Source organism: Flavobacterium sp. GNP011 (assembly GCF_056428925.1).
In genome coordinates this window covers 17,296-40,197 of record NZ_JBWJVJ010000018.1, presented here as the reverse complement: position 1 = coordinate 40,197, position 22,902 = coordinate 17,296, and the positions used below count along the sequence as shown (strand labels likewise).

18 protein-coding genes and 1 riboswitch are annotated in these 22,902 nt (G+C 33.2%); of the genes, 2 read left to right on the top strand and 16 right to left on the bottom strand.

All coding sequences use genetic code 11. The annotated features are described in order from the left end of the window. Nucleotides 1-3 precede the first annotated feature (3 nt). The 7 genes from AC061E_RS13635 to AC061E_RS13605 form a co-directional block, all read right to left on the bottom strand. A complete protein-coding gene (locus tag AC061E_RS13635) occupies nt 4-4,338 on the bottom strand; it encodes a CusA/CzcA family heavy metal efflux RND transporter (RefSeq protein WP_478286730.1) in 4,335 nt (1,444 codons plus the stop codon). 65 nt (nt 4,339-4,403) lie between these two features. Continuing rightward, complete coding sequence (locus AC061E_RS13630; protein ID WP_478286729.1) at nt 4,404-5,789, bottom strand: sensor histidine kinase; 1,386 nt, start codon at nt 5,787-5,789, stop codon at nt 4,404-4,406. Nucleotides 5,790-5,796: 7 nt separating this feature from the next. Then, nucleotides 5,797-6,459, bottom strand: a complete 663-nt coding sequence (locus tag AC061E_RS13625; RefSeq protein ID WP_478286728.1) for a response regulator transcription factor — start codon at nt 6,457-6,459, stop codon at nt 5,797-5,799. Between the two features lie 25 nt (nt 6,460-6,484). After that, nucleotides 6,485-7,861, bottom strand: a complete 1,377-nt coding sequence (locus AC061E_RS13620) for a DUF3570 domain-containing protein (RefSeq protein ID WP_478286727.1) — start codon at nt 7,859-7,861, stop codon at nt 6,485-6,487. Nucleotides 7,862-7,900: 39 nt separating this feature from the next. Beyond that, nucleotides 7,901-8,113: a DUF4266 domain-containing protein gene (locus AC061E_RS13615; protein WP_478286726.1), complete on the bottom strand. Its 213-nt coding sequence runs from the start codon at nt 8,111-8,113 to the stop codon at nt 7,901-7,903. 11 nt (nt 8,114-8,124) lie between these two features. Continuing rightward, on the bottom strand, nt 8,125-9,111 hold the full coding sequence (locus AC061E_RS13610; protein ID WP_478286725.1) for an FAD:protein FMN transferase: 987 nt from the start codon (nt 9,109-9,111) through the stop codon (nt 8,125-8,127). Further along, entirely contained in the window at nt 9,108-9,545 is a 438-nt protein-coding gene (locus AC061E_RS13605) for a thioredoxin family protein (protein ID WP_478286724.1), read from the bottom strand. The genes AC061E_RS13610 and AC061E_RS13605 overlap by 4 nt, the downstream gene beginning before the upstream one ends. Before the next feature lie 161 nt (nt 9,546-9,706). Between AC061E_RS13605 and AC061E_RS13600 the strand changes: the two genes are divergently transcribed. After that, nucleotides 9,707-11,806 (top strand): LTA synthase family protein, encoded by a 2,100-nt coding sequence (locus AC061E_RS13600; protein WP_478286723.1) that lies wholly within the window; start codon nt 9,707-9,709, stop codon nt 11,804-11,806. Between the two features lie 57 nt (nt 11,807-11,863). On the opposite strand, the gene AC061E_RS13595 is transcribed toward AC061E_RS13600, so the two are convergent. From AC061E_RS13595 to AC061E_RS13570, 6 genes are all read right to left on the bottom strand, one after another. Then, entirely contained in the window at nt 11,864-12,862 is a 999-nt protein-coding gene (locus tag AC061E_RS13595) for a zinc dependent phospholipase C family protein (RefSeq protein ID WP_478286722.1), read from the bottom strand. Nucleotides 12,863-12,999: 137 nt separating this feature from the next. Then, nucleotides 13,000-13,887 (bottom strand): YeiH family protein, encoded by an 888-nt coding sequence (locus AC061E_RS13590; RefSeq protein ID WP_478286775.1) that lies wholly within the window; start codon nt 13,885-13,887, stop codon nt 13,000-13,002. Between the two features lie 162 nt (nt 13,888-14,049). Beyond that, the gene (locus AC061E_RS13585; protein ID WP_478286721.1) at nt 14,050-14,946 is read right to left on the bottom strand and encodes a LysR substrate-binding domain-containing protein; all 897 of its coding nucleotides are present in this window, start codon (nt 14,944-14,946) and stop codon (nt 14,050-14,052) included. Nucleotides 14,947-14,958: 12 nt separating this feature from the next. Further along, a complete protein-coding gene (locus tag AC061E_RS13580; protein WP_478286720.1) occupies nt 14,959-16,986 on the bottom strand; it encodes a hypothetical protein in 2,028 nt (675 codons plus the stop codon). Between the two features lie 94 nt (nt 16,987-17,080). After that, on the bottom strand, nt 17,081-17,827 hold the full coding sequence (gene fabG / locus AC061E_RS13575) for a 3-oxoacyl-[acyl-carrier-protein] reductase (protein ID WP_144890891.1): 747 nt from the start codon (nt 17,825-17,827) through the stop codon (nt 17,081-17,083). A 184-nt stretch (nt 17,828-18,011) separates the two neighbouring features. After that, a complete protein-coding gene (locus AC061E_RS13570) occupies nt 18,012-19,334 on the bottom strand; it encodes a Na+/H+ antiporter NhaC family protein (protein ID WP_478286719.1) in 1,323 nt (440 codons plus the stop codon). A gap of 53 nt (nt 19,335-19,387) precedes the next feature. Then, nucleotides 19,388-19,484: riboswitch (SAM-I-IV-variant riboswitch) on the bottom strand. A 225-nt stretch (nt 19,485-19,709) separates the two neighbouring features. Here AC061E_RS13570 and AC061E_RS13565 point away from each other — a divergent pair. Then, nucleotides 19,710-20,891: a cytochrome-c peroxidase gene (locus AC061E_RS13565; protein ID WP_478286718.1), complete on the top strand. Its 1,182-nt coding sequence runs from the start codon at nt 19,710-19,712 to the stop codon at nt 20,889-20,891. Between the two features lie 55 nt (nt 20,892-20,946). Here AC061E_RS13565 and AC061E_RS13560 read toward each other — a convergent pair whose 3' ends face one another. The 3 genes from AC061E_RS13560 to AC061E_RS13550 form a co-directional block, all read right to left on the bottom strand. Continuing rightward, nucleotides 20,947-21,369, bottom strand: a complete 423-nt coding sequence (locus AC061E_RS13560) for a hypothetical protein (protein WP_158729817.1) — start codon at nt 21,367-21,369, stop codon at nt 20,947-20,949. Between the two features lie 200 nt (nt 21,370-21,569). Further along, nucleotides 21,570-22,442 carry a succinate--CoA ligase subunit alpha gene (sucD, locus tag AC061E_RS13555; protein WP_086454387.1) on the bottom strand — a complete coding sequence of 291 codons (873 nt, stop codon included), beginning with the start codon at nt 22,440-22,442 and terminating at the stop codon, nt 21,570-21,572. A gap of 96 nt (nt 22,443-22,538) precedes the next feature. Further along, complete coding sequence (locus AC061E_RS13550) at nt 22,539-22,901, bottom strand: nuclear transport factor 2 family protein (RefSeq protein WP_478286717.1); 363 nt, start codon at nt 22,899-22,901, stop codon at nt 22,539-22,541. Nucleotide 22,902 lies beyond the last annotated feature (1 nt).

Below are 22,902 nucleotides of genomic sequence, written 5' to 3'. Positions count from 1 at the left end.
ATATTAAAAATTTAAGTATTGTAAATCTAATTGGGTTTGGTTGAATTGTAAAATAGTATCTAAGTAATCCACTTGAATTGTTGTGGCATTTTCTAGACTTTGAATGTATTGGAAAAAATCGATCTCACCATGCTTGTAGCTGTTATTTCCCACCTTTATAATCTCATCCGATAACTTTTTACCGTATGAATTGTAGTAGTTTATAGCCTCCTGATGTTTCGCTAATTCATTCTTTTTTTGAGTGATGTACTTCTCTATTTTTATAGCTTCGTTTTGTTTTTGTTGCTCCCAACTTTGCAATTCAAGTTGTGCTACTTTATTTTTTGTAACTTGTCCCGATAATAAAATTGGTACAGCAACTCCGATTTGAAAACCATACAAAGACTGAGACAATCCGTTATTTTTTCCTTGAAAATAATCCACGTTAATATCTGGTAGCCAATGTTGCTTTTGTAAATTAATTTGACTTTTATAATTACTCGTAATACTTTCTAAATAAGAGGAATACATTGTTTTACTTGTTTCATTTATAGAAGATTCTAAAGGTGAAATTTTATTGCTTTTTACAAGTATGGTTTCATCGGTTTGAAGTAAGGATTGCAACAATTCATACTGCGCTTTTTTATCATTTTCATTCTGCGTGAGCTTAGTTCTTATTTGTCTAAACTTGGCTTGAGCCGTAATTTTTTCGAGATAATTGGTTTCTCCTAATTCAAAACGCCTGTCGCTGGCTTTCGAGAAATTTTGATACAAACTGTCCAAATACTGATAGAGTTTTTCTTGATGTTGCAAATAAACAATGTGCTGATACGATTTGGCTACAGCCAAAGAAAGTTTGTTTTTCTGAATTTCAAAACTAGCTTTTTCCTTTTCATATTCAGATGAAAATACTTTTTTCTGCGCTCCGTAAACCGTTGGAAAAGCAAAACGTTGCTGCACACCAAAAACACGCAAAGGTTGGTTATTGAGTGCCAAATTATTTTGATCGTAACTGTAATAAATATTGGTTTTATCAAAGGTATTGGCCGATTTAATATTGGCTTTAGTCTTATCGACTTGCAATTGAGCCGCTTTAATACCTTTATTGTTTTGCATTGCTTTGGACAATAAACTATCTAATTCTGGATTAGTATTTTGTGAAAAAGCAAATGAAGAACTCAACAGTAAAAAAATGATAAAAGTAGCGCTTTGATGCTTTTTAAACTTTACTTTTTTGAAAGACTGACCCTCAAAAACTTTGTATAAAATAGGCAATACAATCATGGTTAAAATAGTTGCCGTAAACAATCCACCAATAACAACCGTTGCCAAAGGTCGTTGCACTTCCGCTCCTGCAGAAGATGAAATTGCCATCGGTAAAAACCCTAGTGCGGCAGCAGACGCAGTCAATAATACCGGACGTAATCTATCTGTAGTTCCTTTCAAAATTAAAGCATCAATATCTTTCATTCCTTGGTGTTTGAGTTCTTTAAAATGTTCGATGAGTACAATTCCGTTTAATACTGCGATCCCGAAAAGTGCAATAAAACCAACACCCGCCGAAATACTGAACGGCAAATCACGTAGCCATAAAAACAAAACACCACCCACTGCTGACAACGGAATAGCTGAATAGACCATTAACGCTTCTTTCACGGATCCAAATGCAAAATATAAAAGGATAAAAATCAAAAATAATGCGATAGGAACTGCAATCATCAATCGGGCTTTGGCACTTTGTAAATTTTCAAATTGCCCACCATATTTCACGTAATAGCCTGATGGTAATTTGATTTTGTTTTCAACAATTTTCTGAATATCGGTAACAACACTCTGTAAATCACGATTCCTAACGTTGATTCCCACTACAATTCTTCTATTGGTATTATCTCTAGAAATTTTCGCAGGACCTTCAGTATATTCAATAGAAGCCAGTTCACGCAATGGAATTTGTTCGCCGTTTGGAGTTGGAACATATAAATTGCGTAAATCCTCAATGTCTTGTCGGTTGGTTTGATCCAAACGCACGACCATATCAAAACGTTTTTCGCCTTCAAAAACAGTTCCAACGGTTTTTCCGGCAAAGCCAAGCGCAATTATTTCGTTCAAATCGGCGATACTCAACCCATAACGGGCAATTTTAGAACGATCATAAACTACAGACATTTGTGGCAAGCCCTCTGTTTTTTCGATAATAATATCCGAAGCTCCTTCTACTTTTGCAATTGCATTTTTAATTTCCTCTGCTTTTTGAGCCAAAATACCCAAGTCTTCGCCAAAAACTTTTACCGCCACATCAGAACGCGTTCCCGAAATTAATTCATTGAAACGCATTTCTATCGGCTGCGTAAATTCGATTTCCATATTCGGAATTTGCGCTTCCAACGCTTCTTTTATTTTATCTGCCAATTCATCTTTGGTGGAAGCCGAAGTCCATTCTGATTTGGGTTTCAATTTCACAATGACATCGCTTTCTTCCATAGACATCGGGTCAGTAGGTACTTCCGCAGCTCCAATTCTACTCACAACTTGTGTAACTTCTGGAAAGTTTTTAAGGATTATTTTTTCAATTTTTGTAGTAATTGCAATCGTCTTAGTTAATGACGTCCCTGTTTTTAAGACAGGCTGAATCACAAAATCACCCTCATCTAATGTTGGAATAAATTCTCCTCCCATCGTTGCAAATAAGCCTGCAGCCAGCAATAATAAACCAAGAGCACCATATAAAACCTTTTTGGTATTGGCTATAGCCCAAGTAATAATAGGCAAATACCACGAATTCAACTTATGAATTAACTTATTTGAAATAGAGTTTGGATTTTCCTCTTTTGGTTTCAAAAACAATGAAGAAACCACAGGAACATAGGTAAAACAAAAAATCATGGCGCCTAACAAAGCAAAACTAAACGTCATTGCCATTGGTTTGAACATTTTACCTTCGATTCCAGATAAGGATAGAATTGGAATAAAAACAATCAGAATAATCAACTGGCCAAAAATAGCCGAATTCATCATTTTGGAAGCGCTTTTATAAGTGATTTGATCAATCTCTAGCTGGCGTTCTTCCTTACTAAGATTTCCTAAATGAGCGGATTTACTGGCTATTTGAAAAGCAATAAATTCGACAATAATTACAGCGCCATCGATGATAATTCCAAAATCTATCGCACCTAAACTCATCAAATTGGCATCGATACCAAATATATTCATAAACGAAATGGCAAACAACAAACATAACGGAATAACAGAAGCAACAACCAAGCCCGAACGCCAGTTTCCTAGCAATAATACCACAACAAAAATTACGATTAAGCATCCTAAAATCAAGTTTTCAGCAACGGTAAAAGTTGTTTTTCCTACTAACTCACTTCGTTCTAAAAATCCATTGATATAAACACCTTCAGGCAGTGATTTTTGGATTTCGGCAACTCTGTTCTTGACATCATCAATAACTTGTTTAGAGTTTCCGCCTTTGAGCATCATGACTTGTCCCAAAACTTTTTCACCTTCGCCATTGCCCGTGATCGCACCAAAACGATTGGCATGGCCAAAACGAACTTGCGCTACATTCTTGATGTAAACCGGCAAACCATTTGTAGTTGAAACCACAATATTTCCAATATCTTCAAGTGAATTTACTTTTCCCTCGCCTCTTATGAAATAACTTTGATTTACTTTTTCGATATAGGCTCCACCAGCAATACTGTTGTTTTTTTCCAAAGCGGTGAAAACATCCGAGGTAGTGATGTGCATCGCTTTTAAACTCGATGGACTAATTGCAATTTCATATTGTTTTAAAAAACCACCCCAAGTATTGATTTCCACAACACCTTTGATTCCCGATAACTGGCGTTTTACTACCCAATCCTGAATAGTGCGCAAATCTGTTACAGAATAATTGTTTTTAAATTCTGGTTTTACTTCTAATGTATATTGGTAAATTTCACCTAGTCCTGTGGTGATTGGACCCATTTCTGGTGTTCCAAAACCTTGCGGAATTTTCTCCGAAGCCGTCTTGATTTTCTCGGCGATTAGTTGTCTTGGAAGATAGGTTCCTAAATTTTCATCAAAAACAATAGTGACAACAGACAAACCAAATTTAGAAATCGATCGAATTTCCTTTACTCCAGGCAAATTAGCCATTTCAATTTCAACTGGATAGGTGATAAATTGTTCAATATCTTGCGTTGAAAGATTGCGAGAAGTTGTGATTATCTGAACTTGGTTATTGGTCACATCTGGAACTGCACCGATTGAAATTTGGAAAACAGAAAAAAGACCAAATCCAAAAATTCCGAGTGTGAATAGTAAAACAATGAGTTTGTTTTTTAAACTGAAAACAATTATTTTTTCAAGCATTTTAATCTTTTTTATACCCCAAAAGTAAGGTTGAAAGATAACAAATTCCTTAAGAACTACTTAAGTTATGCTTCAAATAATCTTAAAATAATAGTGGTTCCTTTGTTTTCTTGACTGCTAATCGCAATATCAATGTTGAGCAAAGTACACAATCTTTTTACAATAGAAAGACCTAAACCAGTCCCTTTAATTTCGGGATGACTACTGGATTGAGATCTGTAAAATTGATTAAAAATTTTATCCACATCTTCGGCAGGAATTCCTATCCCGGTATCACTAATATGGCATTCAATTATTGAATCAACTTCTTTCAAAACTATTGTTAAGCTTCCATCTTGATGAGAATATTTTAAAGCGTTCGAAATTAAATTGTTAATTACAATCGAAAATAAATACCCATCTGTTTCTGTGTAATGTTCTGCAGCAAAATTGTTGCTAACATTGATTTTCTTGCTTTGAATGATCGATGAAAATCGAGAAATAGTATCTAAAAATAAGGCATTTAAATATACTTTTTCTGTTTTTAGCGTCTGCTTTTGATTTTCAAAACGAGCTAACAATAACAATTGATCTACTAAATTATTCAAGCGGTTTACTTCATTAACACAAAATTTTATTTTCTCTGCATATTCGGCATGTTCTCTGGGTTTTCTTATCAACACTTCAAGTGTACCTTTAATCACAGTTAAAGGAGTTCTAAGTTCATGAGATGCATCAGACGTGAATTGTTTTTCACGTTCCACCGCAGTTTCAATACGGTTCAATAAATTATTTATTGTTTGAGATAAAACATACAATTCATCCTGTTGCGGAGGTAGCGATATACGCGATGATAGATTGTCTTTTGTTATATCATTGGAGGTTGTTATAATAGAACTGATGGGCTTTATAAAGCGACCGGCAATAAAACGAGCGAGAAAAAAAAGGACTAATAAAATTAGAGGATAAGTAATAATCAATACTTTGGAGATATTATCAAGAACCATCGTAGCATCTTCAAGTGACATAGCAACGATTAAATATCCAATAATTTTAGATTTATTGTAAATAGGAACCTGCATTTGCCTGATGGCGCTATTGGCTAGAACATCGTCAAAAAGTACATTTGAAACATGCTTAGGATCAAAAGATAAAGTCTTATTTTTAAGATTTGGTGACTTTTCAATTAATTTTCCTTCTTGATCAATAAACTGAATAAAAACAGGATTCACATCAAGTGTATTGTGTTCGCGTTCCTTCCACTCCTCTTTGTGAATCAAATGAAATGAATTGCCAACGATTTCAATTTCGCTCAAATGCTTATCTGCCTCACTATCAATATCAGTATTGACATGATTGTACACACTAAATTTTACGATCGAATAGATAATACAAAAAACCACAAAAATCAATAATGCTGTGGTGACAATATAATTGAGTGCAATTCTATTTTTAAATGAAAGTTGTTGCATTTTTTATTTAATCATTAGCGATATACCCTACTCCTCGCACAGTTTTTATATTGTCTTGTTCTAATTTTAAATTCAATTTTTTACGAATAGCATTCATAAAAACATCAATAACACCAGTGTCATATTCAAAATGAATGTCCCAAACATCTTCAATAATTTGTGTTCTAGTGCAAACTTTACCTTTATTTTTTATTAAGTAAGTCAAAAGCTCAAATTCACGTTGTGTAAAGGCAACCTCCGCATCGTTTACTAAAACCCTATGCTGCGCTAAGTCAATTGTTATACTTCCTAAAGTCAGTTTTGTAATCTCACCTTGATTCCTAAAATGGATCTTGATTCGTTCTAACAATTCATCAAAACTAAATGGTTTTTTAATGTAATCGTTTGCTCCTGCTTTCAACCCTTCAATAGTTTCTTGAACCGTATCTTTAGCAGTTAAAAAAATAATAGGAGTAGTATTGTTTTTCAACCGAATGGCTTTGCACAGCTCTAATCCTGTCATTTTTGGCAACATCCAATCTAATAAAATAAGGTCAAAATTTTCCTTTTGGATTTTATCAAATGCAAGACTCCCATCAACGGCGCTGCTCACGGTGTAGCCTTCTTCTTCTAATCCTTGTTTCAAAAACTGAATAATCCCAGCCTCATCCTCTACAATTAATAAGTGCATGTTTCGTTTTTTGTAAAATTAAGCTTTATTGCATTATAAATTTAAATGCAACAGTTGCAATATCGGCTGTAAGATTATCACTTCGTTTATAATGATTGAATCTAAAATCAATATTTTTTAGTCCAAATTTCCAAACTTTCGCAGCTGTAAAAATATCTGTATAATTCACCCCAAAACCATATTGATTGGCATCAAAAGTAGCTAGGTCAGCATCTGAGGTGTAAAATTTTTCAGTTGACAAATGGGTTTCGTAAGGCGCATAATATTTAGACTGTGTTTGTGTGTAGTACCTGTACATTGGGAATACCGTAAACTTCTCTGTAAGTTTTACTGGAACTTCAATACTCGCGGTATGCGATTGTATGTCCCAATTATCTGAATAATAGCGGTAATAGGTTCGCAAAGCAACACGTTCATTTACATAATAATTCAATCGTGCTCCAATTGGAAGTTTAAAACGAGTATCAGGCAATCGCTCAATATCATCGGCTAATTGATACGCTCCTTTATTGTTTTCATTGGTATAATTAGCAATGAATTGCGGCAGCCCTACATAAAAGTTCGCTTTATCAGCAAAATACATTCTGTGATACGGTGAGGATAAAAGTCCTTGTTGTTGCAACACATCAAAGAAAAACGAAACTTGTAATTTCTTGGTTAAAACCTGTGAAAATCCAAATGAAGCAGAAAACGAATTCCTATTTACTGCCGTAACTGGCTTGAAAGCACTTGGTAAATAAGCCGTCGATGCTTGTCCGTTTTGATCCCAAATAGTTCTACCATTAAAAATACCTTGATTTAAAAAACCTGTGCCATTATCATTGAAATCTGATAATTCTTTTGGGTAAATAGGTCTCCATTGGTCCAAATAGGCATTAACTTTTACGCTAAGTTCTGTATTTTTTTCATTGAACAAACGTGCTACTCCACCACCTACTCCAATAGAAGTGTAATCATACTCATTAGAAAAAGACACATCTCCGTTCCAAATAAGATCTCGTGAGTCACTACTATGGCTGTAATTAGCAACAATTGATGTAAGTTGATCGCTTTGAGAAGCTCCAGATGAAGCTTGCCAAGGCGTGCTGTTTGCAGCGTCATACGGATTAATATTACTAGAAGATGCTGACGAATAAGCCGAAATACCAAGGTCAATAGTCAAAACATCATCGTCATTTAATGGCATTGCCACTACAATATTTGAAGCGACATCCGAAAGTTTTTCAGAACCAAGTCCTCCCGAAACAGCGGATCTTGAGCCATCTTGCGTATAATAACTTGCCAAAAAATCAACTTCGGTAGTTTCTAATACGCGCTTTTTAAATGCAGGTTCCTTGGTTGTATCTTGTGCAAATACAGTTGCCGTTCCAATTAGCAAGAGTGCTATAATTTTTATCTTCATTTTAAATTGAATTGCTATTAAAGTCAAATATTTGCAATGTTAATTGCAACCACAACCACCACCTGATTTACCACCATTGGCTCCAGCTGAAGCTTCACGGTAGATTTGAAAAGAAGTTTCGTAACGCTCTGCTGTTCTTGCTGATAGCTTCATATCAGGATCATTAATTTTTTCTTTTTCATATTCCTTTACCGCACTACAAGATTGCAAAACAAACAATCCTACCAGCATTAATCCTAATTTCTTTATCATCGCACTACTATTTAATTGATTGTGTTTTTGGTATCTATTCCTTTTGATGAATGAACTTTACCCGTATCATCTACAATGATACACTCTACTCCTTTTATTTGATTGACTAAATCCAAACCAACGTCTACTCCTAGCACAAAAATCCCTGTAGCTAAGGCATCTGCAATTTCTGTTTGCTTTGCAAATACAGACACACTTACAATTCCCGTTGCAGGATAACCCGTTCTTGGATCGATGATGTGTGAGTATCTTTTACCATTAAAAACAACAAATTTCTCGTAACTCCCTGAAGTCTCCACCGCGCTATCAGTAAGTGGAAAAGTGGCAAAAATTTTATTTTTATTTACAGGGTTTACAATTCCCACAGTCCATGGTTTCCCGTCAGGTTGCTTTCCCCATGCATTAATATCTCCCGAAACATTTATAATTCCTGACAAACACCCTTTGGAAAATAATAAACTTTTTATTTTGTCGGCAATGTATCCTTGTCCTATTCCTCCTAAACCCAATTTCATTCCTTCAAATTTCAGAAAAACAGTCTGCTCTTTAGGGTCTAATATGATGTTTTGATAGCCAATTTTCGATACTGATTGTTTGATTGCTTCTTCTGTAGGCATTTCTTTCATAGATCCATCAAACTTCCAGATTTTATCCATCGAAGCATACGAAATATCAAAAGCTCCAATGGTTAACTTCGAAATTTTTATGGCTCTTTCGACCAATTCAAAAACTTCAGCATCGACTTTAACGGGTTTTATGCCCGCATTTTTATTGACTTGAGAAATCTGAGTGGTGGGAATCCAATCTGAGATTAAATTCTCAATTCGTTTCGACTCGGCTATAGCCAAATCTATGTAAACGTTTGCGGCAATAGTATCTTTTGCAACAGCAGTAACCTCAAATGGACTTCCTAACATAAACAATTTTCGTTTGTGAATGATTTGGGCATCTACTGATAAGCAGCAAATTAACGCTATAATTAAGGCTGTTTTTTTCATTTTTGTTCGAAAGAATGTATCAATTGAATATATTCTTGTGGACTCACGTTTTTGTAACCACTAATTCCCAATACTGATCCAGAAGGATTTAATAAAAGTACCAGCGGAAAATTCCCTGCTTTGTTATATTGCTCAGCTAATTTTTTATTGCTTTCGATTAATTCTGCTGGCAATAAATTGGCTTTCTTCTTTGGGAAATCAGCTTTATAAATCACCCATTTTTGAGCAGATTCACTTTTAAACTCTTCCGATTGCCAAATGGTTTTATCTAATTTAATACAAGGCGCACACCAATCAGATCCTGAGAAAACTAAAAGTATATTTTTGTTTTCGGCAGCTGCTTGAGCTTTTGCTTCTGTAAAAGATGTTTTCCAGCTTTGTGAAAAACCTATTGTTCCTATCATGAGGAATAAAAAAATAATGGATTTCTTCATTTGACCTTGAATTAAAATTCTTTGTAAAATTATTTAATTTATTGGTTACTAGTTTGTCCAACAGACATTCTTAAGTCAATATTAATCTTATTGCTAACATTAAGCAAATCTTAAAATAACACTTTCTTAATAATAGTTATTTTTGCGATAAAATATAAAACATGAAGCTTTTTAAGATAACGTCGCCTTTCAAATATTTACTATTGTTTTTTGTTAGTATTAGCTTTATAGTCCGGTTGATTTTATTTTTTCATCCTATTACTCAAAGCTCCTTTACTATTATTGAAACTTTTTCAATATTCATTTTAGGATTTCTATCGGATGCATTAATTTTTGTGCCCTTAAGTTTATTTTTATGGCTTTACCTTTTATTTATATCAAATGTGAAATACTATTCCCCATACGGATATATAATTTTAGGGTTCTTTGTGGCGCTACTTTGTTATGTAGCTTTTGGCAATACTATTTTGAACGAATATGGTAGCGCATTACCAAAAATTGCAATTGGTTTTCTTTCTATCAAAACGCTCGTTTTTGGACTTCTACTTTTTTTACCGAAATATCGTAAAACAATTCGGTTTTGGTTGTTCTCTTTTGTTATTTTACTATATGTTCTGTTGATTTTACAAAATGGTATCAGTGAATATTTCTTTTGGAATGAATTTGGTGTTCGTTACAATTTTATTGCAGTCAATTATTTAATTTATACTAATGAAGTAATAGGAAACATAATGGAATCTTATCCCGTTATTCCATTGTTTTCAGCTTTGTTTGCATTAGCGGGAATTATTACGTATTTCATTGTCCAAAAAACAAAAAGCTATATAGAAAACATTCCCACTTTTACACAAAAAATTAAAATATCAGGAATCTATCTCTTCCTTTTTGGTGTCGCATTGCTTGCATTACCTTATTTATCGACGAAAGAAAACTCTCGAAATGTATTTGCGAATGAGCTACAAGCCAACGGCATTTATAAATTTTATTTTGCTTTCGTACATAGCGAATTGGATTACTTCAAATTTTATAAAACGATACCAACTCATGAAGCATTTTCTCAGCTAAAGCAACAAATTCCAAATATTACAGACAATAGCTCTTTACGAAACATTCAAAATGTAGCTGCTGAACAACATAAAAATGTTGTTTTAATCACGATTGAAAGTTACAGTGCTGAATTTATGAAAATGTATGGTAACGAAAATGGTATTACTCCCTTTTTAGATAGTTTGGCGACAAAAAGTTTGGTTTTCACCAATCTTTATGCGGCTGGAAATAGAACCGTAAGAGGCCTTGAAGCCGTAACCTTATGCTTTCCGCCTACTGCAGGTGAAAGTGTTGTGAAGCGCGAAGACAATAAAAATAAATTTTCAACAGGGAGCATTTTCAAGCAAAAGGGATATGCAGTTAAATTCATGTATGGAGGTGATGCTTTTTTTGATAATATGGAGGATTTTTTCACAGGCAATGGCTATGAAATTGTAGACAAAAAAACATTTGAACCTAAAGAAATCACTTTTGCCAATATTTGGGGTGTTTGTGACGAAGATATGTATCAAAAGGCTATTAAAATAATGAATCAAGAAGCAAAAACAGGGCAACCTTTTTTCAATCACATCATGACTGTTAGCAATCACAGACCTTTTACGTACCCGAATGGAAAAATAGATATTCCTGGAGATGCTAAATCACGTGATGGCGGAGTGAAGTATACGGATTATGCTATGCGCAAATTTTTTGAAATGGCACAAAAACAGCCTTGGTTTGGAAACACGGTTTTTGTAATTCTAGCTGATCATTGTGCATCAAGTGCAGGAAAAACAGAATTACCGGTTGATAAATACCGTATTCCTGCTATGATTTACAGTCCTGGTTATATTGCACCAGCTCAATACACTAACCTAATGTCACAAATAGATGTTATGCCTACGGTATTTGGACTTCTAAATTTTGATTACCAAAGTAAATTTTATGGACAAGACGTACTAAAAGCAGACTATAAACCAAGAGCTTTGATTGCTACGTATCAAGATTTAGGATTAATAAAGGATAGCGTTTTAACCATTATTTCACCAAAACAGAGGGTTAAACAATTTGAGTTGCATTTAAAAACAGACCAAAAAGTGGATCCAATTTTTCAAATTTATTACGATCAAGTTCCCTTAAAAAACGAGAGAACCGATCTTGTTAAAGAAACCATTTCCTATTACCAATCAGCATCTGATATCCTAAAGAATAAAAAATATCAAAAAATAAATTAACAAAAAAAAGCGGGTGAAACATAAGTATCACCCGCTTCATTTTTAAATTATTACAGCTTATTCTTTATCGCTTGTTAAACCAAAAAGATTCCCTTTCAAATACGTCTTCATGTCTTTTTTTAGCAATTTGCTATTTCTTTTAGTCAATTCTGGAGTATCTAAATTGCTCAAATCAGGTTTTCCTGCATTTACCCAAGCCGTATACCAAAAACTAGCTGTAACAGTTATAGCTTTTCGCATTTGCTTTTCAACCATTCCGTTCATATCAGCATGCAATTGTTTTGCATATTCATCAGAATACATGGTACCTCCGTATTTATTTTTTACAATTTCACCAGCTGCATCAGTAACAAAAATTTTGTTTTCGGGTGTTGCTGTTCTTAATTCTTTATCAATCGCTAATAACGGCTCTACTAAGCTGTGTGTATCAAAAATCAAATCCCAAGTTGCTTTCTCCACATTTTCTAAATACACACCTTGTGGAACGTTGAATTTATAATCCTTAGCAAACAACTCTGGTAAGCGGCTTTCCCACAAAGAATGAATTCCTTTTTGATCTGTATTTTGACCGTCATGATTATCTGAAGTATGCAAAGGCATGTGACCATCTGCAATGTAATGTCCTAAATCACCAGCAATAAAAAGGATTTCGTTTTTTCTCTTTTCTTTGAAAGCCTTTGTTAATTTCACCATTAAATCCTGAATATGCCAAGGTAAGATTCCATTTTTGGTTAAAAACTTTTCGTCATATTTTGCTTTAGCTTCCTCCATTGTTTTAGGAAAAGAAGCTGCATCACCAAAGTTTTCCATATCAAAATAATGACGTGGTGGTTCCATTTTATCATTCAAAACATTGCGTCTTAAATCTGGAACTGTTGATTCCTGAGTAATAAAATCAATATGATTGTAAAAGAAAGTCTGCAGTGGTTTAGGCAATGCCATAACAGCTGCTCTGTTGATACGCTCATGACCAATTACGCCCCATGAAATTAAAAAAAAGGCAACTCCAACTGACGATAATGCAATAATTGTAGATTTAAATTTAAAATTTTTCATTAAATGTTATTTTTTTAAAGCAAATGTATTTCATTAATTTGTGATAATAAAGAAAAACATTTTGAGATTATGTTAAATCCTTTCTAAATAATTTTTTGATTGAACTATAATAATTATCTAAATGTTTATTTTTAAATTTAAAACAAAACAATCCATATAAAAGTAAAACTCGCAATACAAATCCAAAGTATTATTCCTTGAACAAGTGGTCTAAATCCAACTGATTTTAAAACCTTTCTATTTAAACCTGCTCCAATCAAAAATAAGGTAATCGTGAGTCCTATTTTAGAAATGGAAACCAATTGCGGTGCAAAAATCTGCACTTGTGGCAAATATGTATTGGCAACTAGCACCAAAATAAAGAATCCGATAAAATATGGAATTTTCACTTTACCCGATTTGTTTTTAAAAATAAAAGCCGTGAATAAAGCAACTGGAATAATCCACAATGCCCGAGCTAATTTTACGGTTGTCGCTATTTGCAATGCCTCAGGACCATATTTACTAGCTGCTCCAATAACAGAACTGGTATCATGTATTGCGATGGCACACCACATTCCAAAATCACTTTGAGAAACATTAAAATAATGACCTATAGCCGGAAATAGAAATAAAGCAACCGAATTTAGTATGAATATCACTCCTAGCGCTACCGAGGTTTGTTTTTCGTCAGATTTGATTACTGGTGCAATTGCTGCTATAGCACTTCCACCACAAATTGCAGTTCCACAAGAAATTAAATGAGATGTTTTACTTTCAACTTTAAACCATTTACCCAACAAAATTCCTAAAATCAATGTACTAACAATTGAAATAATGGTAAATAAAAAGCCTTCCTTTCCTGCAGCCATTGCGCTTTGAACATTCATACCAAAACCTAAACCAACAACTGAAAATTGCAACAAGTAATTGGTAGCTTTTTGATTCCATACTAAAAAAGGATGCCCAAATACATTAGCCACAATCAATCCTAATCCTAAAGCAATTGGAGGAGAAACAAAAACGGTGGTACAAAGTAAAAGCATCCCAACAAAAAAGAGTTGTTGAATAAGTTTACTTTCGCTAAAAAATAAATAGGATTGTTTATGAATATCTTTATGAGGAATTTCCAATGTAAAGTTGTTGTATTAGTACTTTACAAAGGTGCGTACATTAATCTAAAAGCGCCAATTGCAAATTATAATCTACTATAACTTTAAATTATAATGATTCGAAATATTTTGAATAAACAATTCTGACAAAGAATCTGTTTTTCCTTGTAATGTAATGATATAAAAATAACGTTCTATTACTAAGTCTTTAATGTCTAGAATAGCCAATTCATTGTTTTGAAGCTCTTTTTGCACCGCATGAATTGACATAAAGGCAACACAATCAGAGTTCAATAAATACGATTTAATACTTTCAGTACTTCCCAATTGCATTTCTACTTGCAAATCAGAACCTTTAATTTCAAAAGGTTTTAAAGCATGCTCAATTACTTCAAGTGTTCCTGAACCTTGTTCACGTATTAAAAACTGCATTTTTTTAAGGTCAGTTAGCTCAATCTCATCTCGTTGCACCAGCGGATTGGAGCTATTACAAACTAAAACCAATTCATCTTTTAAAAATGGTATGTATTTTATTAATTTATTTTTAGACTGCCCTTCTACAATGCCTATTTCAATTTCTTGCTGTACCAATGCATGCTCAATTTGTTCCGTATTGCCGTTTAACAAACTTACTTTGACGTCCTGTAGTTTTAAATGAAATTTAGCTAATAATGGCGGAATAATATATTGTGAAATTGTCGTACTCGCACCCAATCGCAACAATCCTGAGCGCTTATTAATCAGCGTACTCATGTCAAAATCGATCTCACGATACATTTCAAAAATATTTTTGGCATGTTTTAACAATACAGTTCCAGCGTGTGTCAATGCTATTTTAGAACCGTTTCTATCAAATAATTTAATTCCGTATTGTTCTTCTAACTCTTGTATGTGCTTTGAAATGGCGGGTTGAGTGATAAACAATTCAGTTGCAGCTTTTGTAAAACTCAATCGATTGGCAACAGTATAAAAAACTTTTAGTCTAAAATCCATAATAAATCTGAATTATAGTAAACCATTGTATTTACGTACAAACCATTCTGTAGCAAGTGAAATAGCAATAATTATGAGTAACCAAATCCAGTCTATCAATGGTGTTTTAACACTATTGCTTTTTTGAATCGCTTTGTATTCTTGACTATCGAGTAGGGTTTTTATTAATTGTTCTTCTTGATTTGCAAAAAATACCATTCCGCTAGTATGAGTTGCTAATTGGCTTAGTTTTTCAACATCTGAATTTACAAATTGCTTTTCAATATCAAAATCTAAAATTTCAAAACTACCTGTATAGGACGTTTTAGAATTAAATTCTTGAACTACAAAATCATAAGATCCCGCCTTTAAACCATCAAGATTGACTTTGTAAGTATTGTTCCCTTTAACTAAATCGTAATTTTTAGTTTGCTTATTGCTTTTGTTTTTTAACGAAATAGATAGTCGAGCTTTTTCATCAAATTCATAATTTTTATTAAAAAACTGAGCCATAATTTCAATAGGCTCTCCTGAGTTGTAAAAACGTTCATGCTCCACCACCAATGATTTTTTGGAATTGTTTGAAGCTAGAAACTGAATAATTTTATCAAGAAAAACATCGTATTTTTCAAAAGATTTATGAGTTACATGAGACTGCAAACGCCATTTCCAGCTATTCTCTCCCATTAAAAAAGCATTTCTACCAGATTGACTTTCTGCAAAAACTAGTAAAGGCATTTTCGTATCAATTGCTCTAATTCTTGACGATAACAATACGGTAACACCCGCATTTGTAGTTATAGTGCCAAATGGATTTTGGAGGGGAGGGAAATTTTCAAAGCCAATGTTTTCAGCGGCAAACAAATTAAATTGATTATTAAAAACAGGTAAATAATCCTCTTTTTGCCCACTCATTTTAAAATTAAGAGAATTTTGCTGATTGTTCAAAAAATTAAAATCGGTACTATTACCAGTGATAATAAAGCTGTTGATTTTCAATTTTTTATTGGCATCAAAAACTGATTTAAACTCTGAATTAGGTTGATACAAAATCAAAACCGAATATGGTGTTAAATCTTTAATATCATTTGGTTTAACAACAGTAACTTTACGCTGTACATTAGCTTCTATTGCTCGTTTTAACGCTCCTAAATCCGGATGATTTATTGCTGATACTATTGCAATATTTGTTTTTTGATCTATAACATCAACTGCAAAATTCTTTACATTATTAAAGGTGTTTTTTTCTTTTACCTTTGAAGTAATTGTCGCTTTATAAAGTTGTAATCCTATTTTATCTGCAGGTAAAAACAACGTTAGGGATTGTGTTCGTTTTGAAGGAGAAAAACGCATGCTTTGCTTATTCAAAATAGTTTTCCCTTGAGACAATGAAAAATCAGCTTCCATAGCTTTTGTACCTGAATACTGTAAAAATACTTCTACTGGAAATTTATTTTTATGAAAAGCATACTTATTCACATTCAACTGATTGATTTTAAAATCAAGATAAGTAACAGTATCCCCTACTACAAGAGGAAATACTCTATTTGATGGATCAAAACTATAAACATAGTCGTTACCTGATGTTTGATTTCCATCAGTAAGCAAAACCGTTGGGAAAACTGTATTTTTAAATATACTTTTTAGATTGTTCGCTACAAGATCAATATTGGTTTGACTGCCTTTAAAATCAATATTTGATAACGGACTAAAATCCTCAGAAAATTGAAAAACTTGAACGTCAAATTTATCATTCAAAGCCGTATTGCTCTGAATGTTTTGGAGAATTGCTTTAGTTTTCTTTTCATTTTTAAGAAAAGCTATAGAACTCGAATTATCAACTACAACGGCAAGAGGTGTCTTTGTGATGATTAAATTATCTCGAGTTATTATCGGATTTAGCAATAATAAAAACAGACAAAAGATAGAGGTAAAACGAAAAAAAGCTAAAAACAAACTCAATTTTGATTTGTTTTTAGCTTTGTGTAAATATTGAAAATATGACAATACGCCCGCTATTAATAATGATAAAACTAATAGTAGCAAGGTAGATGTTGTCATGTAGTGTTTATTAAAATATTTTAAATTTGAAAACTTAAATGTAATCTAGAATTCAATAAAAGTGTAGAATGAATTAAATACTCATTTCGCAAACCTAAGTAAGCATTCCTCCACAAACATTCAATACTTGCCCTGTAACATAAGCACTCATATCAGATGCAAAGAAAAGACACGCGTTAGCCACATCCTCTGTAGAGCCACCTCTTTTTAACGGAATTCCATCTCTCCAGCCTTTTACTACATCTTCGTTTAACTTCGCAGTCATTTCAGTTTCAATAAATCCTGGCGCAATTACATTACAACGAATATTACGAGATCCTAATTCCAGTGCTACAGACTTTGAAAAACCAATTACACCCGCTTTTGAAGCCGCATAGTTCGTTTGTCCTGCATTACCTTTTACCCCTACCACTGAACTCATATTGATAATCGATCCCGCACGTTGCTTTAAAAATGTACGTTGAATCGCTTTTGTCATGTTAAAAACCGATTTCAAATTCACATCCATCACGTTGTCAAAATCTTCTTCGGACATACGCATCAATAAATTATCTTTTGTGATTCCAGCGTTATTAATCAATACGTCAACCGTTCCAAAATCAGCCAAAACAGCATCCACAAATGTTTGCGCTTCGTTAAAATCTGCAGCGTTTGATTGATATCCTTTTGCCTTAATACCTAGAGCGTTTAACTCATTTTCTAAAGCCATCGCAGATTCTACTGATGAACTATATGTAAAAGCAACATTGGCTCCATGTTTAGCAAAAACCTCTGCAATCCCTTTTCCAATTCCGCGACTTGCGCCTGTGATAATGGCAACTTTTCCTTCTAGTAATTTCATATTCAAAAATTAGTTTATTTTTTATTTGAAGCTATTCCTGCTATTCACTGCAATCTTTTAGGTCCGCTGTCGCGTACCCAAAAGGATTTCCGTTGCTATCAGGGCTAAAAACGACTTGCCAAATATATACTATTTCCTTTTTTAAAAAAAATTTAGCTTTGATTATGAACAATAATTTTTACAATTAAACCTTCAAAAAACGGTATGCTAATTTATCCCAAAAAGCAGCATAAATAGCAATCAATGTAAATACTAGTAAAAACAAATGATACCACGCATTACTTAAAATATCTATAAAATTTAATTTACCATTTGCATAGTTTAATATCAACAATATTTGAGCACCATAAGGCAATATACCTTGTATTACACATGAAAAAATATCTAATATAGTAGCCGATTTTTTAGCGCTCAATCCGTATTCATAATTAATTTCCTTTGCTATGGGCCCCGTAATAACAATAGAAACCGTATTATTTGCAATAGCTAAATTTGCAAAACCTACTAATACTCCAATTCCTGTTTGTGCTGATTTTTTACTTTTAATTCTTTTCTTTATCTGATTCAAAACCCATGTTATACCACCAGCCTTGTCCACCATAGCTGCTAATCCACCTGTAAGCATTGAAAGTAAAAAGATATCTGTCATGCTTGTAAATCCTTCATAAATTTTCTGAGTAAACTCCATTACTGTAAAAGAATCATTGTAAAAACCAATAAAACCAGCAATTATGGTACCTAATAGTAAAGTGTAAAAAACGTTGACACCTACAACTGCTAAAATTATCACTAAAACATAAGGTAAGATAGCCCATAAGGAGTAATCACTTTTTGCAATATCCACAGAAACAACATCTGAATTAAATCCCAAATAAAAGAAAATTAAAACAGTTACAATTGCCGCCGGAAGCGCGATAAACAAATTAATCTTAAACTTATCTTTTAAATCACAACCTAGAGATTGAGTGGCAGCTATAGTAGTATCTGATATCATTGATAAATTATCTCCTAGCATAGAGCCACCAAGTAAAGCGCCTGCTATCAATGGCATTGAAGCACCACTTTTATCAGCAAGTGATATTGCAATAGGTCCTATTGCAACTATAGCTCCAACAGAAGTACCTGTAGCAGTTGATAAAAACGAGGCTATTAAGAAAATTCCCAACGGAAAATACGCTGCATCAATGGTATTAATACCTAGGTTCACAACTGCATCAACTCCACCCATGGCTTTACTCACCACAGCAAAAGCGCCTGCAAATAAATAAATCAAACACATGGTTATAATTTTACTATCACCACAACCAGCAATTAAAGTATCAACTTTATCTTCTGTACTGTTTTTAAATAAAATAAAAGCAGCAACAATGCCTACTAAAACAGCAACAGGAGAAGGAAAAGCATAAAAATCATTAAGCAAAATACCTGCACCTAAAAAAGTAAAAATAAAAATAAATAGCGGAATCAATGCAAAAGGATTTCCAGATTCCTTAGTAAAATTTGTCATAAAAATAATTTTAAATTAAGTGTTATGACGAAAAACAAAGCTGGTATTGGGAATGTAACAACATTTTTTCCAAAAGATTTGGCTTATCGTTTTAGCACCTTGCTTGTTGTTGCAGGTTGCTATCCTATTGAAGGATTCGTGATAACGGGTGCAAAAGTAATTAATATTTTATGATAAACTAAACAAACACTTTAAAATTTAAAATATTATGCAATATTTAACAAGTGGAACTTTATTTAAAATTAAAAATCTCATAAAATAAAGTGTTATCAAATTAAAAATCATCATAAATTAAACTATTTTTGATAAACATAATCTAAATAATATCAAAATAAATGATATAATTCATATAATATTAACATTAATAGAATCATTATGAAAAAATTCACATTATTAATCGGCTTAATTTTAGTTCTAAGTTGTAGTAAAAATGATGACGCAAATGAATATGTGGCTATTGATCCCTATCCTAATATTACAACAACATTTACCGGCAAAATAAATGTTAACAAACTGGATAATTATTCGAACCAAACGATTCCTAGCTATATCACTAAAGATAATACTGCAGGGAATGCCATTACAGATAAAGGTGCTACTTTAGGACGGGTCTTATTCTACGATAAGAATTTATCGTCAAAAAATACCATCTCCTGCTCCTCTTGTCACATTCAAGCAAATGCTTTTGGAGATGTTGCAGCAGCTAGTACAGGAGTAAACGGAACAACTAGTAGACACTCCATGAGATTAATAAATACTAGATTTTCAAATGAAAATAAATTCTTTTGGGATGAGAGAGCTTCAACTTTAGAGAATCAAGTAACCCAACCTATTCAAGACCATATTGAAATGGGTTTTAGTGGTACATTAGGCGATGGCAACTTTACTACATTAATTACTAAACTACAAAACATAGGGTATTATAAAGAATTGTTCAAGTTTGTATACGGATCCGAAGATATTACTGAAAACAAAATTCAGTTAGCTTTATCACAATTCGTAAGAAGCATTCAATCATTCGATGCAAAATATGATGCTGGTCGAGCTCTTGTTGCAAATGATAACCAACAGTTTCCTAATTTTACAGCTCAAGAAAACCAAGGTAAAAATTTATTTTTAACACCGCCTGTTTTTGACGCTACCGGAAATAGAACAGCAGGAGGTGTAGGTTGTGCAGCTTGCCATCAAGCTCCTGAATTTAGTATTGATCCAAATAGCAGAAACAACGGCATAATTGGTATTCTAAATGGAAATGGAATTGATATTAGAAACACTAAATCACCATCACTTAGAGACTTGGTAAAAGCAGATGGAAGTACCAATGGCGCCTTCATGCATACCGCAAATTTGAATACGCTTCAAAATGTAATTGGCCATTACGGCACAATAAACCTAGCTATTGGAAACACGAATCTAGACCCAAGGTTAAGGCCAAATGGTTTTGGTCAAAAATTAAATTTAAATGCCTCAGAAGTAGACGCTTTAATCGCCTTTCTAAAAACCTTAACTGGAACAAATGTCTATGTAGATACAAAATGGTCAACACCTTTTAAATAACAAAAAAGTCCCCAAATCTACATTTGGGGACTTATAATTTTTAATCAATATGAACTTAAAAAGCTACATTCCATCTTGGTAATTTTCCATTTTCATCAAAGAAATTTTGTAAAATTACACCTTCAACTGCAGTTGGAATTCCTTTTGTGTCTGTATTAAATGTTTCATACCAAACAACTTCAAGTGTGGTGATATCTTCAATTTTCATTTGTGCTGGCCAAGAATATTTTCTTCCCGTTTTAGCAAATTGATGCCCCTCTACAATCTTGTCATAAAGCCCGCCATTTTTTGCTTTTAAAGCACCATTATTTTGAACAGTTCCTGTAGAACCTACCATAATTAACTCTTTTGAATCACCTATGGCATACACTAAAAACACACCTGATCCATCCGAAGCATTGCAAACTTCAGCAAGACTATCTTCAATGGTGAAAGAAAATTGATTGGTAACTTTGAATTTTTCTAATTCTTTGTACATATATAATATTTATTAGGAACTGGCCATGAACATTACTCTACATGTTGTAGAACAAACCATAACAAGTTCATTTGCGTTTTATTGATTTCACTGTAAAATCAGATTTTCAATAAAGTGCAAAGGTATTTTTTTTAATTCTATTTATCATAAAAAAGCCTCACAAATTGTGAGGCTTTACTATTATTTAGAAAAAGCTTAGATTAACCTAAAACTTCTTTTACTTTTTTACCAATTTCAGCTGGTGAATCCACAACGTGAATACCACATTCTCTCATGATTTGTTTTTTAGCCTCAGCTGTATCGTCAGATCCACCAACAATTGCACCTGCATGCCCCATTGTACGTCCTGCTGGAGCAGTAACTCCTGCAATGAAACCTACAACTGGCTTACGGTTTCCATCCGCTTTGATCCATTTTGCAGCATCAGCTTCAAGTTGACCACCAATTTCACCTATCATTACGATACATTCAGTCTCTGGATCATTCATTAACAATTCAACAGCTTCTTTTGTAGTTGTTCCAATGATTGGATCTCCACCAATACCGATAGCAGTTGTTATTCCTAAACCTTGTTTTACAACTTGATCCGCAGCCTCATACGTTAAAGTTCCTGATTTAGAAACTATCCCTACAGTTCCTTTTTTGAAAACAAAACCTGGCATAATCCCTACTTTAGCTTCACCTGGAGTAATAATTCCAGGACAGTTAGGTCCTATCAATCTTGCATTTCTTTCTTTTACATAACTGTTAGCTTTTATCATATCAGCAACAGGAATTCCTTCGGTAATTGCAATGATTACTTTAATTCCAGCATCTGCAGCTTCCATTATAGCATCAGCAGCAAAAGCTGGTGGTACAAAAATGATAGTTGTATCAGCACCTGCTTGGTCTACAGCATCTTTTACAGTATTAAATACAGGTCTATCTAAGTGACTTGTTCCTCCTTTACCAGGAGTCACACCACCTACAACATTGGTACCATACTCAATCATTTGAGAAGCATGGAAAGTACCTTCACTTCCTGTAAAACCTTGAACAATTATTTTGGAATCTTTGTTAACTAAAACACTCATGATATATTATTTATGTAGTTTTTAAAATCGTTATGCAAAAGTATAAAATACTAATCAGTAATTGGTATTCAAAAATATTTTTTTTGACACTAAATATTACGATAATTGGCTCATTTGATAACCTCGATATAATTTTTCGTCTTTGATTTGCCAAAACACAATAAAATGTGCCAATAGCATTTCCTCTCTGGGATTTTCAATCGTTTTTACAAAATGTGAATAACGCACTGATACCATATCATTTTCGGCAATAATTTGACTAATTCTAACTTTTGATCGAACATAAGCTTTACTTAATTCATCTGAAAGTAATAATAATGAAGCAAAATCATGCTCGACAAATCCTTTGCTACTATTCCACTCTAAAACTATTTCTGGATGCAAAAATTCTTTTAGAAGGGTACTATCAATTAAAGCATCTGATTTATAAAAATTTTGAACTATTTCTTTAGCAGACATA